General features: G+C 44.6%; 10 protein-coding genes. All 10 read right to left on the bottom strand.

The features are described 5' to 3' along the window. The 10 genes from rodA to KSX81_RS15500 all read right to left on the bottom strand — a co-directional run bounded on the left by rodA (nt 1) and on the right by KSX81_RS15500 (nt 15,201). Nucleotides 1-1,458 carry a rod shape-determining protein RodA gene (rodA, locus tag KSX81_RS15545; protein WP_004304911.1) on the bottom strand — a complete coding sequence of 486 codons (1,458 nt, stop codon included), beginning with the start codon at nt 1,456-1,458 and terminating at the stop codon, nt 1-3. Continuing rightward, complete coding sequence (gene mrdA, locus KSX81_RS15540) at nt 1,439-3,301, bottom strand: penicillin-binding protein 2 (protein WP_004324644.1); 1,863 nt, start codon at nt 3,299-3,301, stop codon at nt 1,439-1,441. The genes rodA and mrdA overlap by 20 nt, the downstream gene beginning before the upstream one ends. Nucleotides 3,302-3,303: 2 nt before the next feature. Next, entirely contained in the window at nt 3,304-3,801 is a 498-nt protein-coding gene (mreD, locus tag KSX81_RS15535; RefSeq protein WP_004299943.1) for a rod shape-determining protein MreD, read from the bottom strand. Then, complete coding sequence (mreC, locus tag KSX81_RS15530; protein ID WP_004299942.1) at nt 3,798-4,643, bottom strand: rod shape-determining protein MreC; 846 nt, start codon at nt 4,641-4,643, stop codon at nt 3,798-3,800. Before mreC ends, mreD begins: the two co-directional genes overlap by 4 nt. Nucleotides 4,644-4,650: 7 nt before the next feature. Beyond that, nucleotides 4,651-5,673 (bottom strand): rod shape-determining protein, encoded by a 1,023-nt coding sequence (locus KSX81_RS15525; RefSeq protein WP_217725858.1) that lies wholly within the window; start codon nt 5,671-5,673, stop codon nt 4,651-4,653. A gap of 126 nt (nt 5,674-5,799) precedes the next feature. Further along, complete coding sequence (purH, locus tag KSX81_RS15520) at nt 5,800-7,323, bottom strand: bifunctional phosphoribosylaminoimidazolecarboxamide formyltransferase/IMP cyclohydrolase (RefSeq protein ID WP_120078909.1); 1,524 nt, start codon at nt 7,321-7,323, stop codon at nt 5,800-5,802. Between the two features lie 151 nt (nt 7,324-7,474). Then, nucleotides 7,475-9,511: a M13 family metallopeptidase gene (locus KSX81_RS15515; RefSeq protein WP_004299939.1), complete on the bottom strand. Its 2,037-nt coding sequence runs from the start codon at nt 9,509-9,511 to the stop codon at nt 7,475-7,477. A 209-nt stretch (nt 9,512-9,720) separates the two neighbouring features. Next, on the bottom strand, nt 9,721-11,676 hold the full coding sequence (locus tag KSX81_RS15510) for an ABC-F family ATP-binding cassette domain-containing protein (RefSeq protein WP_032844152.1): 1,956 nt from the start codon (nt 11,674-11,676) through the stop codon (nt 9,721-9,723). Nucleotides 11,677-11,818: 142 nt separating this feature from the next. After that, the gene (locus KSX81_RS15505; protein WP_004299937.1) at nt 11,819-12,730 is read right to left on the bottom strand and encodes an NDP-sugar synthase; all 912 of its coding nucleotides are present in this window, start codon (nt 12,728-12,730) and stop codon (nt 11,819-11,821) included. A gap of 128 nt (nt 12,731-12,858) precedes the next feature. After that, nucleotides 12,859-15,201, bottom strand: a complete 2,343-nt coding sequence (locus tag KSX81_RS15500) for a BamA/TamA family outer membrane protein (protein ID WP_032844153.1) — start codon at nt 15,199-15,201, stop codon at nt 12,859-12,861. Nucleotide 15,202: the final 1 nt, after the last annotated feature.

Genomic DNA, 15,202 nt, shown 5'->3' with positions numbered 1-15,202 from the left:
TTAGAGTCTTCTGCCACGTCCTGCATCAATACGCAGGAAGATAAACAGCAATATCGTAAATCCCCATAAAGAAGAACCTCCATAGCTGAAGAAAGGCAATGGAATACCGATAACCGGAGTTAACCCCAGCACCATACCGATATTAATAAATAAGTGGAAAAGGAAAATACTGACAACCGAATATCCATAAACCCGCCCAAAGTTGGAAGTCTGCCGTTCGGACAGGAAGATTAATCGTAAGATCAAAATAAGGAAAGCCAACAGGACAGCAGCCGAGCCGACAAATCCTTGCTCCTCACCCACTGTACAGAATATAAAGTCGGTATCCTGTTCGGGCACGTACTTTAATTTTGTTTGCGTACCATTCAGGAATCCTTTTCCTGTCAACCCACCGGAACCGATGGCAATCTTGGACTGATTCACGTTGTATCCGGCACCGGTCAAATCTTCTTCCAAACCGAGCACTACTTTGATACGGACTTGCTGGTGAGGTTCGAGCACATTATCAAATACATAGTTACTGGAATACAGGAAGCCGACAGAACCAATTGTAAACAGGGCAATCAGGAAATAAGTACGCTGCCGCTCACTTAATGCCAAATAAATCAGATAGCCTATCACCACAATACAAAGCGCCCATTGCACCCAAACGAGGCTAAAATGTACCCAATATTCGGATATTAAATAAGCAATCAATAATATAGCCAAACTTCCACCAATGATATTGCGGGTAGCAGACCATTTCTTGCGATATACCCACACCATACCACCGGCAAATAATAAGATCAATAGTAATACGATAAATTCTCCCAGTGGTGTAGGAGTATCGGCGATAAAGACTTCATCAAAACGGATGCCGACCACAAAGTAGATTACCGCACATACGCCCGCAAAAAGCACTACTCCCGGCATTCCTTCACGATAAAGAACCAGAAAAAAAGCAAGATAAACCAATGCAGATCCTGTCTCCCGCTGCCCGATAATCAATAACATCGGGAGAAGAATGATGAATCCCAGAATAAAGGCACACTTTTCTTTCTTGATACTGAATGAATAAGAATTCATGTATTTAGCCAACGCCAAGGCCGTAGCGAACTTGGCAAACTCGGCGGGTTGCAGGCTCACAGGCCCCATGACAAGCCAAGAGCGTGATCCTTTGGTGTCCGGTGCTATGAAGATGGTAACAATGAGCAAGAGAATCATCCCCACATATATAATGTACGCGAACATATCATACATACGGTCTTCCAGCATCAACAGCACGAATCCGAGTCCGAAGGAACAGATAATCCACACGAACTGCTTGCCGGCACGGGTTGAGAAGTCGAGGAAGTCGCGTTCGCCATAGTCATAGCTGGCTCCGCAGACGCTAAACCATCCGCCAACAATCAGGAGCAGGTAAATAAAAATCGTTACCCAGTCCAGCGTTTTCCACAAACTATCGTTCCTCGTTACCATATAATATCACTCTGTTACTAAATTCTTCCGCCCTCAACTCGTTTTCCGGCGAGAGCTTGCCTTTCAAATACTGTTCCATCATCAGTGCGCCGAAAGGAACTCCATAAGTAGCCCCCCATCCGCCGTTCTCTACATAGACGGCAATAGCTATCTTCGGTTTGTTCATCGGCGCAAAGCCCATAAATACCGAGTGGTCGTGTCCGCGATTCTGCGCAGTACCCGTTTTTCCACAGGCTTCCAAATCCGGAACCATCACTGACAGCATACGACAAGTTCCTCCGGTAGCTGCGCCACGCATCCCTTCTACGACTGATTCATAATGTCTTTTCTCAATAGTGGTATAGCGTGGTACGCGATAGATGCTGTCCAACTGATTATCTTGGATTTCCTTTACAATATGCGGTGTCACAAAGTATCCTCTGTTAGCTATGGTTGCTCCCAGATTAGCAATCTGAAGGGGAGTGGATAAAATTTCCCCCTGTCCGATAGAGATACTGATTACTGTCAGTCCGTTCCAATGTCCGCGATAGGCTTTATCGTAGAACTGCGCATTCGGAATCAAGCCCCGTTTCTCTCCCGGCAAATCTACTCCCAGTTTGTAGCCAAATCCTTGCGAAACCATGTGGTCTTTCCAGACCGTAATGGCGTTTTGCGGCGAACCGTATTTACGGTCGCCAAACATACGGAACAATCCCCAACAGAAATAGGAGTTGCACGATGTAGCAATAGCCGGAATCAATGGCAAGGGAGACCCGTGAGCATGGCAGCCTACTGTCAATCTTCCGTAATGGAACCCATGTGAACAAGGGAATGCCGGACTTTGTTCAGTGATGATTCCTTCTTGCAGGAACGTCAGTCCTTGCGCTGTCTTGAACGTAGATCCCGGAGGATACACTCCCATCAGGGCACGATTCAAAAGCGGTTTAGTCATATCACGTTGCAAAGCCAGATGGTTCTTACCACGCTGGCGGCCAATCATCAAATGCGGATCATAATTGGGAGAGGATACCAGACAAAGGATTTCTCCGGTCTCCGGTTCGATAGCCACAATACTTCCAATCTTATTCTTTAATAAACGTTCACCCAGCATCTGTAAGTCAATATCCAGACTCAATGTCAGGTTCTTGCCGGGAACGGAAGGACGGTCATATTCACCATCCATATAATGCCCTTGGATACGACCGTGTGCATCACGAAGCAGAATCTCAATTCCTTTCTCGCCACGAAGGTACTTTTCATACGATTTCTCGACTCCTAACTTGCCGACATAATCCCCACGGATGTAGTATCCTTCTTCATCCGCTTCCATTTCTTTTGCGGAGACTTCTCCTATATCTCCCAAAGCATGGGCGGCAGCATTGTACGAATATTGACGAATGGTACGCCGTTGGATATAAAAGCCACGAAACTTAAACAGCTTTTCCTGAAAGACACCACATTCTTCCGCCGAAAGTTGCGACATAAACAACTGGTTGGTATAGCGGGAATACCCCGGATTGCGGCGACGGTCTTTCATGTCGCTCATTATTTTGAGAAACTGCGCACGGGTGATATTCAGCGATTGGCATAAATCGAGTGTGTCCAGATTCTCTATTTCCTTTGGCACGATCGTTATGTCGTATGCCGGCTGGTTGAATACCAATAGTTTACCGGTCCGGTCATAAATAGCACCACGCGAGGGGTATTGGATCTTATTCAGAAAAGCGTTACTGTCAGCATTCTTCTTGTAGTCATCGGTCGTGATCTGCAATACAAAAAGACGTATCAGATAAATCAAAACAATGGAGATAGCAATGCCTCCGATTACAAATTTGCGCTTCTCTAAGATATAATCTTTTGCCATCGTTACTTCTTAATCCCTTCTATAGCTATGATACAGGTTACAGTCAGAATAGTGCAAAGAAGCACTCGCAACAGTAACAGCCAAATGCTGGTAAATGAGAAGAACTCAATGGAGAGTAATGCCAGACTGTGCACAAAAACACTTGCAGTAGTATATTTTAAGAAAGGACTGATTCCCATCGTCTTGAAAGAGGGAATAAGGCTGTCCGGATTATCACGGGGCATGAACAGACGAAGCAAAGAGGGACGGAGAAAGGCAAGCAATACGGTAGCTGCCGCATTCATTCCCGGAGTATCGGAGAATATATCAATGGTCAGCCCGAAGAAAAAAGCCCACAACATCAGTTCATTCCGGGAAGTGCCGGAGCTGAATTTCAGAATAAAATAAATATAGAGAAAAGGAGTAGCATAGCCGGCAATATGTACACTATTAAGGATTAGCACCTGAAGAAGTACCAAGCCGATAAACCATCCGATTCTATGTATATAAGTAATAATCATTCTTTCATCACCTTGTTTTCAAGTTTCTTCTGTTCTTCCTGACCTGTCCGGGCTACCACCCGAACGTCACTCAACTTACCGAAATCAGTAGCCAGCTTGATTTTCAACAGATAGGAAAGTCCGTCATTAGAGTCGGACATATCATCTACCGTCCCCACCATTATACCTTCGGGAAAGACGGTGGAGAAACCACTGGTAACGACTGTATCTCCCAAATTAAACTCTGCATGACGAGGCAAGTCTTTCAGATAAGCATAGCGCGAATCTCCATGTTCCCATTTCAGGTAGCCGAAATAATCACTGCCGATAATCTTGCAACTGATATTCGACTTGCTGTTCAGTACCGAAATCACCACCGAGTAGGAAGGAGAGGTTTCATAAACAATCCCTACAATCCCATTACCATCCACCACTCCCATTTCGGAGCGAATACCGGAAGAGGAACCTTTATCGAGCGTGATATAATTATCAACCAGATTCAAACTGTTCTTTATCACATGCGCTTTAAACAACTGATAATCCGCTTGCGGCACCTGCCGGATGCTGTTGATGGCCATAGAATCGAGCTGCTGCTCTCTCAATGCTTTTTCCAGATTAGTGATCTGTTGTTCGAGCACCATGTTGCGATCCAACAGATCTTCATTGACCGATTTCAGATGAAAATAAGAGGAAATCCCTCCCGAAACTTCATAAACCGCCCCCACAACCGTATTGGCAGAAGTGAAGAATGCACTCTGCTGATAACGGTTGAACCGAAATAACAAAACAAAACTGGCTACCTCCAATAAGATGAAGAGGAACCAGTAATTGTATTTCAGAAGGAAGTTTAATAAATTCCTCATCCCCAGTTTATCTCATTAAGAAAGAGAAACGGTCTACGTTCTTCAATGCCACTCCTGTACCTTTGGCAACTGCATGCAAAGGATCTTCCGCAATATGGAAAGGAATGTTGATCTTATCGGTCAATCTCTTATCCAGTCCGCGAAGCAATGCACCACCTCCGGAGAGATAGATACCATTGTGCACAATATCAGCATACAGTTCAGGAGGTGTATTTTCCAACGCACTCAAGATAGCAGTTTCGATCTTTGAAATTGATTTCTCCAGACAGTGAGCTACTTCCTGGTAGCATACAGGCACTTCCATCGGAAGAGCCGTGATACGGTTCGGACCGTGAACGATATAATCTTCCGGAGCATCATCACCCAGTTCGGTTAAAGCAGCACCTACATTGATTTTGATACGTTCTGCCATACGCTCGCTGACTTTCACATTGTGCTGACGGCTCATATATTCGCGAATATCCTCTGTCAGGTCATCACCGGCTGTGCGGATGGAGTTGTTGGAAACGATACCTCCCAAAGAGATAACGGCAATTTCCGTAGATCCACCACCTATATCGACAATCATGTTTCCTTCCGGAGCTTCCACATCGATGCCGATACCGATTGCCGCAGCCATCGGCTCGAAAATCAAATAAACATCACGACCGCCGGCATGTTCCGCAGAGTCACGGACAGCACGGAGTTCGACTTCCGTACTTCCCGAAGGAACGCCAATCACCATGCGAAGAGCAGGTGAAAACAAATGGTTGCGAGTATTCACCTGCTTTATCAAACCGCGCATCATCTGCTCGCAAGCATAGAAGTCGGCAATCACTCCGTCTCTCAACGGACGGATGGTACGTATGTTTTCGTGGGTTTTTTCATGCATCAACTTCGCCTTTTCCCCCACGGCAATCATCTTTTCTGTACGGCGATCCAAAGCTACAACCGAAGGCTCATCCACCACGATTTTTCCGTTCGTGATGATGATAGTATTGGCTGTGCCCAAGTCCATTGCTATCTCTTGTGTAAAAGAAAATAATCCCATTTTTTTATTTACTATTTGACAATTTACTATTTACTATTTGATACATACTTATTACTATCTGACAATCAAATCCATATTGCCGAACGGCTGAATAGTAAATTGTAAATTGTCAAATAGTAAATCGCTTTAGTGTTTAAAATGACGGATACCGGTAGTCACCATCGCCATACCGTGCTCATTGCAATAAGCAAATGATAAATCGTCTTTTACCGAACCTCCCGGTTGGATAACAGCCGTAATACCTTCCTGATCCGCAATTTCCACACAATCGGGGAACGGGAAGAAGGCATCGGAAGCCATGACTGCACCATTCAGGTCGAAACCGAATGATTTGGCTTTTTCAATTGCTTGTTTCAATGCGTCTACACGTGAAGTCTGTCCTACACCGCTTGCAAGAAGTTGTTTATCCTTTGCCAATACGATGGCGTTGGATTTGCTGTTCTTTACAATTTTGTTGGCAAACAACATATCTTCCACTTCTTCCGGAGTAGGAGCTTTGTCTGTCACGGTTTTCAGGTCGGCTACCGTTTCAATATTAGTATCTTTATCCTGCACCAATACGCCATTCAGCAAAGCACGGAATTGTTTCTTAGGCAATTTAGCTTCCTTACGAACGAGGATGATGCGGTTCTTTTTCTGTCCCAGGATTTCGAGTGCATCCACATCATAATCCGGCGCGATAATCACTTCAAAGAAAATCTTGTTGATTTCTTCCGCAGCTTCTTTGTCGATGACACCATTCGTAATCAATACACCGCCGAAAGCAGAAACCGGATCACCGGCCAATGCGTCTTTCCAAGCTTCCAAAACTGTAGTGCGGGAAGCTAATCCGCAAGCGTTGTTATGTTTCAGGATAGCGAAAGTGAGGTCATCGAATTCGTCGATCAAGTCAACGGCTGCGTTGATGTCGAGAAGATTGTTATAAGAGATTTCTTTTCCGTGAATCTGGTCGAACATTGCTTCCAGATTTCCGTAGAAATAACCTTTCTGATGCGGGTTTTCACCGTAACGAAGTTGCTTCTGGCTATTAACAGAGCAACGGAAAGCAGAACCTTCGCCGGCATCGAAATAGTTGAAAATAGCCGAATCGTAGTGAGAAGAAACGGCAAATGCTTCTTTAGCCATCCAGCGACGTTCTTCGAGTGAAGAAGTAGCGCCGTGCTCCATCAACATATCCAATAATGGTTTGTATTGAGCTTGAGAAGCTACGATGATTACATCGTTGTAGTTCTTGGCTGCAGCACGAATCAGTGAGATTCCGCCTATATCGATTTTTTCAATAATGTCTGCTTCAGATGCACCGGAAGCTACAGTAGCTTCGAACGGATACAAATCAACAATAACCAGATCTATCTCGGGAATTTCATATTTCTCAATCTGTTGCATATCCTGTTCCAGGCCGCGACGACAAAGAATACCTCCGAAAATTTTCGGATGTAATGTCTTTACTCTACCACCGAGAATAGAAGGATAAGTGGTCAAATCTTCCACTGCCTTGCAAGGATATCCCAATGATTCAATAAACTGACGAGTTCCGCCTGTTGACAAAAACTCTACTCCCTCTTCATGAAGTTTGGTAATAATTTCATCCAAACCTTCTTTATGGTATACAGATACCAATGCAGTTTTTATTCTTTTAGACTCTGACATTGAATTGCTTATTAAGTATTTGGTGTGCAAAGTTACGAAATATTGTTTATCGTACGTAATAAATAAGGTGTGAATTAATAAAAAAAAGCGTTGACTCTCCTCAACGGAAAATCAACGCCTCTTCGCATATATGCTATCTATTCAAAAACTATTACCAGATAGATACTCGTTTTTCTTTAGGTACGAACATCGAATCCTGTTCGGTGATTTTGAATGCTTCATACCAATTCTGGATATGAGGAAGAGCACCGTCCACACGCCATTTGCCTAATGAGTGAGGATCAAGTTTGGTTAATCGGAGAATCTCTTCCGGACGGATATTTCCTGCCCACACATTAGCGTAAGCCAGGAAGAAACGTTGTTCCGGAGTAAATCCGTCAACAATTTCCAGCGGTGCGGCTTCTGTTGCATTCTTGAATGCCTGGAAAGAAACTTGCAAACCTCCGTGGTCGGCGATGTTCTCTCCAAGTGTCAGGCTACCGTTTGCGTGTACGCCCGGAGCAACTTCGATACTGTCAAAGAAGTTAACCATCACCTGTGCCCGTTCTTCGAACTTTTTAGCATCTTCTTCTGTCCACCAGTCTTTCAGGTTTCCGTCTTTGTCATATTGACGTCCCTGATCGTCAAATCCATGAGTCATTTCATGGCCGATTACCACGCCGATTGCACCGTAGTTCATAGCATCGTCCGCATTCATATCGAAGAACGGAGGTTGCAGGATAGCTGCCGGGAAGCAGATTTCATTGGTAGTCGGGTTATAATAAGCGTTCACTGTTTGAGGAGTCATCAACCATTCATCCTTGTCTACCGGTTTGCCGGCTTTGGCAATCATTTCGTTGTAATCCCATTCGTTGGCACGCTCGATATTTGCCCAGTAAGAATCATCTTTGATCTCCAGTGCGGAATAATCTTTCCATTTATCAGGATAACCTATTTTTACATGGAAGGTTGCCAGTTTCTCCAACGCTTTTTCCTTGGTCGGTTCACTCATCCATTCCAAACCTTTGATACGTTCTCCCAAAGAAGTTTGCAGGTTCTTCACCAGTGTAACCATACGTTCTTTGGCAGCAGCCGGGAAGTACTTCTCTACATACATCTGTCCTACCACTTCGCCAAGTACACCATCTACGGTGCTCACGGAACGTTTCCAGCGAGGTTGCATTTCTTTCTTTCCAGACATTGTTCTGCTGTAGAAATCGAAGTTTTGTGCTTCAAAATCATCGCTTAGATAAGAAGCGGCAGCATCTATCAATCCCCATTGGAGATATAGCTTCTGATCGTCCAGTGATACGGTATTAATCACATCGGCTACTTCCTTCATGGCAGCAGGCTGACCTACGTTCACTTCTTCCAAATCTTTCAAACCGGAAACGGTGAAATAAGTATCCCAGTCAAAAGTCGGGAAGTTCTTTTTCAGCGTCGCCCTATCCATCTTGTTATAATTAGCATGAGGATCACGCAATTCCACTTGTGAACGAGCCGCTTTCGCCAGGCGAGTTTCGATGTTCATCACTGCTTTCACAGCTTTCTGTGCAGTAGCCTCATCATAACCTGCCAACTGGAACATTTTGGCGATATGTTCCTGATATTTATTACGGATATTTTTAGTCTGCTCGTCATTCTCCAGATAATAGTCACGCTGTCCCATTCCGATACCGCCTTGATAGGTCTGTACGATATTCATGGAACTGTTCATATCATCCGCACTTACAAACATGGTGAAGTAAGGACGGATGCCTTTCTTCTGGCTCTCTGCGATATATGCGTAGATTTCTCCTTTATCCTTGAGAGCGTCAATGGCTGCCAGTTCTGCTTTGATCGGAGCTACACCTTCCTGATTCAGCTTCACGCTATCCATTGCGATATTATAAAGATCGCCTACTTTCTGCGCAGCACTGCCCGGTGCGTTATCTTTCTTCGCTGCCAATTCGGCAATCAATGCTTTCAGTTGTTCACGACTGTTTTCGCGCAACATGTCGAATGTACCGAAACGTGAATACTCGTCTGTCAGCGGATGATCTTTCACCCAACCTCCACAGGCATATTGATAAAAACTTGTACCCGGCATAGCCGTGGTATCCAGATTAGCAAGGTCGATACCGGACGTCAGCACGGCCTCTTTCTTACTGTTACATCCTGTTGTCATAAGGCATACGGCAAGAATTGGTAAATACTTGGTTACTTTCATATTGTATAAATAATTAAATAGTCTCTCTAATCAACAATCATCCTACCCGCAGTCCGGCACCGAGGAAGAAGGTGACCGACACCGAGGAACGCCTCGTTCCTCAACGAGAAACACCTGTTTCGACACCGAGAAACAGATACCCGCCAGGAATACCTTCTATCGAGGTATAGCGTTTCTCTCACATAGTGCTCGGAAGTATGCGTTTTGTTCTAGTTTTTCGTTTCTTCCAGTTCCATCGAAACCCGCTCCCACTCTTCAACAATGCCATCCAACTGTTGCTTCAGTTTTTGATGCCGTTCATAGAGCTGCATATCCGAAGCTCCTTCGGGAGTTGCCATCTTCGCTTCTACGATAGCAATCGCGGATTCGGTTTCCTCTATTGAAGCTTCACAGTCCGCCACCTGGCGTTCGAGTTTCTTAATCTTCTTATTAAGTTCTTTCTGGGCTTCGTAAGAGAGCTTATTCTCCGAAGGCTGAACGGTTTCAGGTTCATTACCTTTAGCTGAAGCCGTGGGAGAAGCCGACAGTCCCGCTCCTTTCTGAAGCTCGTTCAAGCTATCTATCTTTTTCTTTTGCAAGAATTCATAGATACCTCCAAGATGTTCTTTTACAAGTCCACCACCGAACTCATATACTTTAGTCGCAAGTCCATCCAAAAAATCACGGTCGTGGCTGACAAGAATCACTGTTCCGTCAAATTCGCGGATAGCTTCCTTCAAAACATCTTTCGAACGCATATCCAAATGATTGGTCGGTTCGTCCAGAATCAGTAGATTTACGGGTTCCAGCAGAAGTTTAATCATCGCCAATCGCGTACGTTCTCCACCGGAAAGGACTTTCACCTTTTTATCCGAAGCTTCGCCTCCAAACATGAAAGCTCCCAGTATATCACGTATCTTCAGACGGATATCTCCTGTCGCTACCCGGTCAATCGTATCGAATACAGTCAGATTCTCATCCAACATTTGTGCCTGGTTCTGCGCAAAATAACCGATTTGTACATTATGTCCGATCGTTAATTTACCTTCGAAATCAATTTCGTCCATGATACATTTCACCAAGGTAGACTTACCCTCTCCGTTCTTTCCGACGAAAGCCACTTTCTCTCCCCTGTTGATAGTCAAGTTGACATCATGGAAAACGACATGGCTACCATACGCTTTGCGCACATCTTCGCAAATCACAGGATAGTTTCCGCTACGACTGGCTGGAGGGAATTTTAAACGCAAGGCGGAATTATCTTCTTCGTCCACTTCGATGCGGTCTATCTTTTCCAGTTGCTTGATACGGCTTTGCACCTGTACGGCCTTCGTTGCTTTATAGCGGAAGCGTTCGATGAATTCTTCTGTATCCTGTATTTGTTTCTGCTGATTTTCGTAAGCACGGAGTTGCTGTTCACGGCGTTCTTTACGCAGGACTACAAACTCATCGTATTTCACTTTGTAGTCGTAAATCTGACCGCAAGAAATTTCGATGGTACGGGTAGTTACGTTATTCAGGAAAGCACGGTCATGGCTGACTAATACGACTGCATTGGCACGTGTAGACAAAAAGTTTTCCAACCATTGGATACTTTCAATATCAAGGTGATTGGTCGGCTCATCGAGCAAAAGCACGTCTGGGCGACGTAAAAGCAGTTTTGCCAATTCGATACGCATACGCCATCCACCGGAAAACTCCGAAGTAGGGCGTTCAAAATCTTCCCGGCTGAATCCCAATCCGAGAAGCGTCCGTTCGATTTCCGCCTGAAAGTTCGTACCGCCCATCATCAGGAAGCGGTCGTTTTCATGCGTGAAACGATCTATCAACTGATGATATTCTTCCGAATCGTAGTCTGTCCGTTCCGCCAGTTCCTGATTCATCCGTTCCAACTTCGCCTGAAGCTCAAATATATGTTCGAATGCCAATTCTGCTTCTCCCATCACCGTCCGGTTGTCAGAAAGAATCATGACCTGTGGTAAATATCCGATGGTTACATCTTTCGGAGTAGCTACCACTCCGCGTGTCGGTGACTGCAAACCTGCCAATATCTTCAGCATGGTTGATTTGCCGGCACCATTTTTTCCGACCAATGCAATGCGGTCTTTCTTATTAATTACATAGCTGACGTCCTCAAAAAGCGGCGTCGCATTAAATTCTACTGATAATCCTTCTACTGAAATCACTTCTGCTTCTGATTTATAACATTTTGGACTGCAAAGATACTGAATATTTATTAGATACTACTTAGTATGATACGTTATGAAAAACAAAAAAAGCAGTCATTCTTATGAATGACTGCTCTTTATCTTAATCAATGGCTCTTCTTTAGAACAACTTAGCAGGATATTCACCGGCATCTACCAATGCCTGAATCTTGTCTACTACGCTCTGACGGTCTTCCGGATAAGTGACGCCGAACCACTTGCTGGTAGTATCCAGTACTTCAACAGTGGCAGTTCCGTCATTAATCAATTTATCTACCATCAATGGGATGAAGAACTCGCTCTTCAGGTTTTCCATATTCTTCGGATCGCTTAGGAAAGTCTTGAAGAATTCCTGGCTGTAAGCGAAGTAATCAGGAGTGAAGCCCCAGAAGTTCATACTTACCGGAGTCGTATCGGGAGTAGCCGTCCATTCGCCATCATCACCGATATATTTCACTTCACCGTCCAGACGTTGAATCTTCGTACGTTCTACTACAGATGTCAACAATCCTTTAGCATCTGTACTACAGATACCACGAGATACCGTACCGCTTTCGCTCAATGTATTTCCTACACGGAAACCTACCATCGAATAAACGTTCTTTGAATTTTCAGGAAGAGCAGAAAGGAATTTGCCCATTACCTGGAAAGAATCACGACCATAGAAGTCATCACAGTTGATCACTGCAAACGGTTCCTTAATCACATCAGCGCCCATCATTACTGCATGGTTAGTACCCCAAGGTTTGGTACGGTCTGCCGGGCAAGTAAAGCCTTCCGGAAGATCGTCGATTGATTGAAATACCAGTTCGCAAGGAATGTGACCTTCGTATTTGGAAATAATTTTATCACGGAAATCTTGTTCAAAATCTTTGCGGATTACAAATACAAGTTTGCCAAATCCGGCATTGATAGCATCATAGATTGAGTAATCCATAATAGTTTCGCCATTAGGACCCAGTCCGTCTAATTGCTTCAAGCCTCCATAACGGCTACCCATACCGGCTGCCAATAAGAATAAAGTTGGTTTCATAAATTGTGTAATATTAAAAGGTTAGTGATGTCAACGGCATCAGATTTCGTTGCAAAATTACAAAAATAGTTGAATCCAACAGGACAAATATCAATCATTATTTACCAAAATCGTACAAAAATCATTCATTAGAAGGGATAACCGATAGCAAAATGTATTCCCAGATTCTTCATAAAGGATCCTGTGACATTGTAATATCCGCTTCGTTCTGTATCGTAAGGCAGATGCAAAGGAATACCGAAATCAAGACGGAACACAAGAATATCCATATCATAACGAATACCGACACCGGTGCCCAAAGCGATCTGTTTCGGGAACGTTTTCAGTTCGAGTTGTGAATTGGGACGGGCCTCATCCTTGCGCATCAGCCACACGTTTCCCGCATCCAGGAAAGTGGCTCCCCAAAAACTTTTAAAGATACGGAAACGGTATTCTACATTTGCCTCAAAACGGAAAGTACCCGTCTGGTCGAGGTAAGAATAGCGGCTTTCTGCCGGATGGTATCCGCCCGGGCCGATGCTACGTACTGTGAAAGCGCGGATGCTGTTGGCACCACCCACATAGAATTGTTCGCTGTAAGGGGCTATCGTTGCATTACCGTAGGCGAAGAGAGCGCCCAAAGCTACACGGGAAGCAATCTTATTATTCTTGTCCATATTCCACAAATGGCGGAATTCCGTATTCAGTTTCACAAACTGCGCGAAAGGGACGTTCAGCAAACGTTTGTCCTCTTTGTTGAAAGACTGACCGAAAGCACGGTAAATCACCGAGGTCAGGTTACCGGCAGAGGTTACAGTCGATTGCCACCAAATCGGATTTTTAATACCGCGTGCGGAAGCATTATCATAGGTATAGGTATATTCCATAGCAGGAATAAACTGGTCTTTTAAACTGATATATAATGCAGGATTGGCATCGGCAATTTCCCTGAATTCTTCCGATTGGTGTTGCAGGACGTTGAATGTCAGTTTGAAAGGGGTGATACTATGCCGGCTTGTACGTGTCGGCTGGAAATCGTAGGTAGCATTTCCGCCGAATGACAACAGTTTATAATACCTGGCACGGTTCAACTGGTCGATGTATAGACGGAATGTAGTGGTAGCCGGGAAGTCAAACTCCCTTTTCCCCCAATGCGGGAAAACCACGCGCGGGAAAGTCAGAGAGGTGGAAACTCCCATCTCCCAGCTGTTCATCAAAGAGCTTTTTTCTCCTCCGCCGGTTTGCCATTCATAAGAGCCTTTCAGCTTCACGTTCCAGCTTTCACCACCTCCGAATACATTGTTCCGGGTGACACCGAATGATGCCCCGGGACCGGTTTGGTCGTTACTTTTGGTTACGACATTCAATTCCAGTTCGGCGTCCAGTGGCTTGGCAAATGTGGCCTGCATGGTTACGTTCAACGTATCACAAACGGCTGTCGTATCTTTCGGGGCATATTGCAAATCCAGATAACTGAAGATTCCCAACTGGCTAAGTTTCTCCTGCACCTGCTCCTGTCGATACTGACTGTAAAGACGGGTGCGATTGGAAGCCCGCATCTGTGCATTCCGCACAAACTGTTGATAGTTCAACCAACGATAAAGCATATTCGGACGTACCTGCAATTTCTTATAATAATGTATATTCAGATTCTTATACATCATGCTGTCATTGGGCGCCTCACCATTCTTGCCAAACAGGTAAACAGAAGCATCTCCTACATAGTAAGGACGTTGTGCCGCAGCGGGTAATCCCGGAACGGGAATCAGACGAAGGCTGATATGTCCACCGGGAACCAATGTCGTATCTGCCTGATAAGTCATATAATCGGGACGGAAGTAAAAATATCCCCGGTTACGCAACAGCGTACTGATACGGGTACGCTCTTCATCCAGATCGACCACGTTAAACTGCTCGCCGGGACTTATATAAGACATTCGACGTCCCCGTTCCATAATGCGCAACGTTTGAGGAGTGAAACGCTGATAATAAACCGTATCTATAAAATAAGGATTCTTCATGTCTACCGTATAAAGAATACTTGCTTTCAGGCTGTCTTTCTTATCGACCAATGTTTCATAAGTCACTTTCCCATTGAAGTAACCATAATCACGGAGTAAGTTTGTAGCCACCTTGATACGAACCTCCGGATTGACAGTAGAGATAAACACCGGAGGATTGGCAGCCAGGCGGTTGAACATCCACTTTCCAAATCCCTTTTTATATTTCACAAAGTCGTTATACATCCACATTTTAAAAGGAATAGGCAGAAGGCCTCCTAACATCTTTGTACTGGGAGTTTTGTCAAGAGCCGCATCAATCTCTGTTAAAGCCGTCTCTCCTACCGGTGTTGCCGACTTATTCTCTACCACCGTTTTTCCTCCTGTATAAAGTACCTCCCCTTCAGGCAGGTGTTTTGTCACCGAACAGCCCGAAAACAAAATGATACCAATCAGACAACTTGCTAATATGTTATTATATATCCCTTTCATG

Source organism: Bacteroides sp. MSK.18.37 (assembly GCF_019129155.2).
GTDB classification, from domain to species: domain Bacteria; phylum Bacteroidota; class Bacteroidia; order Bacteroidales; family Bacteroidaceae; genus Bacteroides; species Bacteroides ovatus.
This window is presented reverse-complemented; position numbering and strand designations above follow the sequence as displayed.

Excerpts from the sequence above, each read along its gene's own strand:
- KSX81_RS15515 (WP_004299939.1), bottom strand. The coding sequence starts at position 9,511 with ATGAAAGTAACCAAGTATTTACCAATTCTTGCCGTATGCCTTATGACA.
- rodA (WP_004304911.1), bottom strand. The coding sequence starts at position 1,458 with ATGGTAACGAGGAACGATAGTTTGTGGAAAACGCTGGACTGGGTAACG.
- mreD (WP_004299943.1), bottom strand. The coding sequence starts at position 3,801 with ATGATTATTACTTATATACATAGAATCGGATGGTTTATCGGCTTGGTA.
- KSX81_RS15500 (WP_032844153.1), bottom strand. The coding sequence starts at position 15,201 with ATGAAAGGGATATATAATAACATATTAGCAAGTTGTCTGATTGGTATC.
- purH (WP_120078909.1), bottom strand. The coding sequence starts at position 7,323 with ATGTCAGAGTCTAAAAGAATAAAAACTGCATTGGTATCTGTATACCAT.
- mreC (WP_004299942.1), bottom strand. The coding sequence starts at position 4,643 with ATGAGGAATTTATTAAACTTCCTTCTGAAATACAATTACTGGTTCCTC.
- KSX81_RS15525 (WP_217725858.1), bottom strand. The coding sequence starts at position 5,673 with ATGGGATTATTTTCTTTTACACAAGAGATAGCAATGGACTTGGGCACA.
- mrdA (WP_004324644.1), bottom strand. The coding sequence starts at position 3,301 with ATGGCAAAAGATTATATCTTAGAGAAGCGCAAATTTGTAATCGGAGGC.
- KSX81_RS15505 (WP_004299937.1), bottom strand. The coding sequence starts at position 12,730 with ATGAAACCAACTTTATTCTTATTGGCAGCCGGTATGGGTAGCCGTTAT.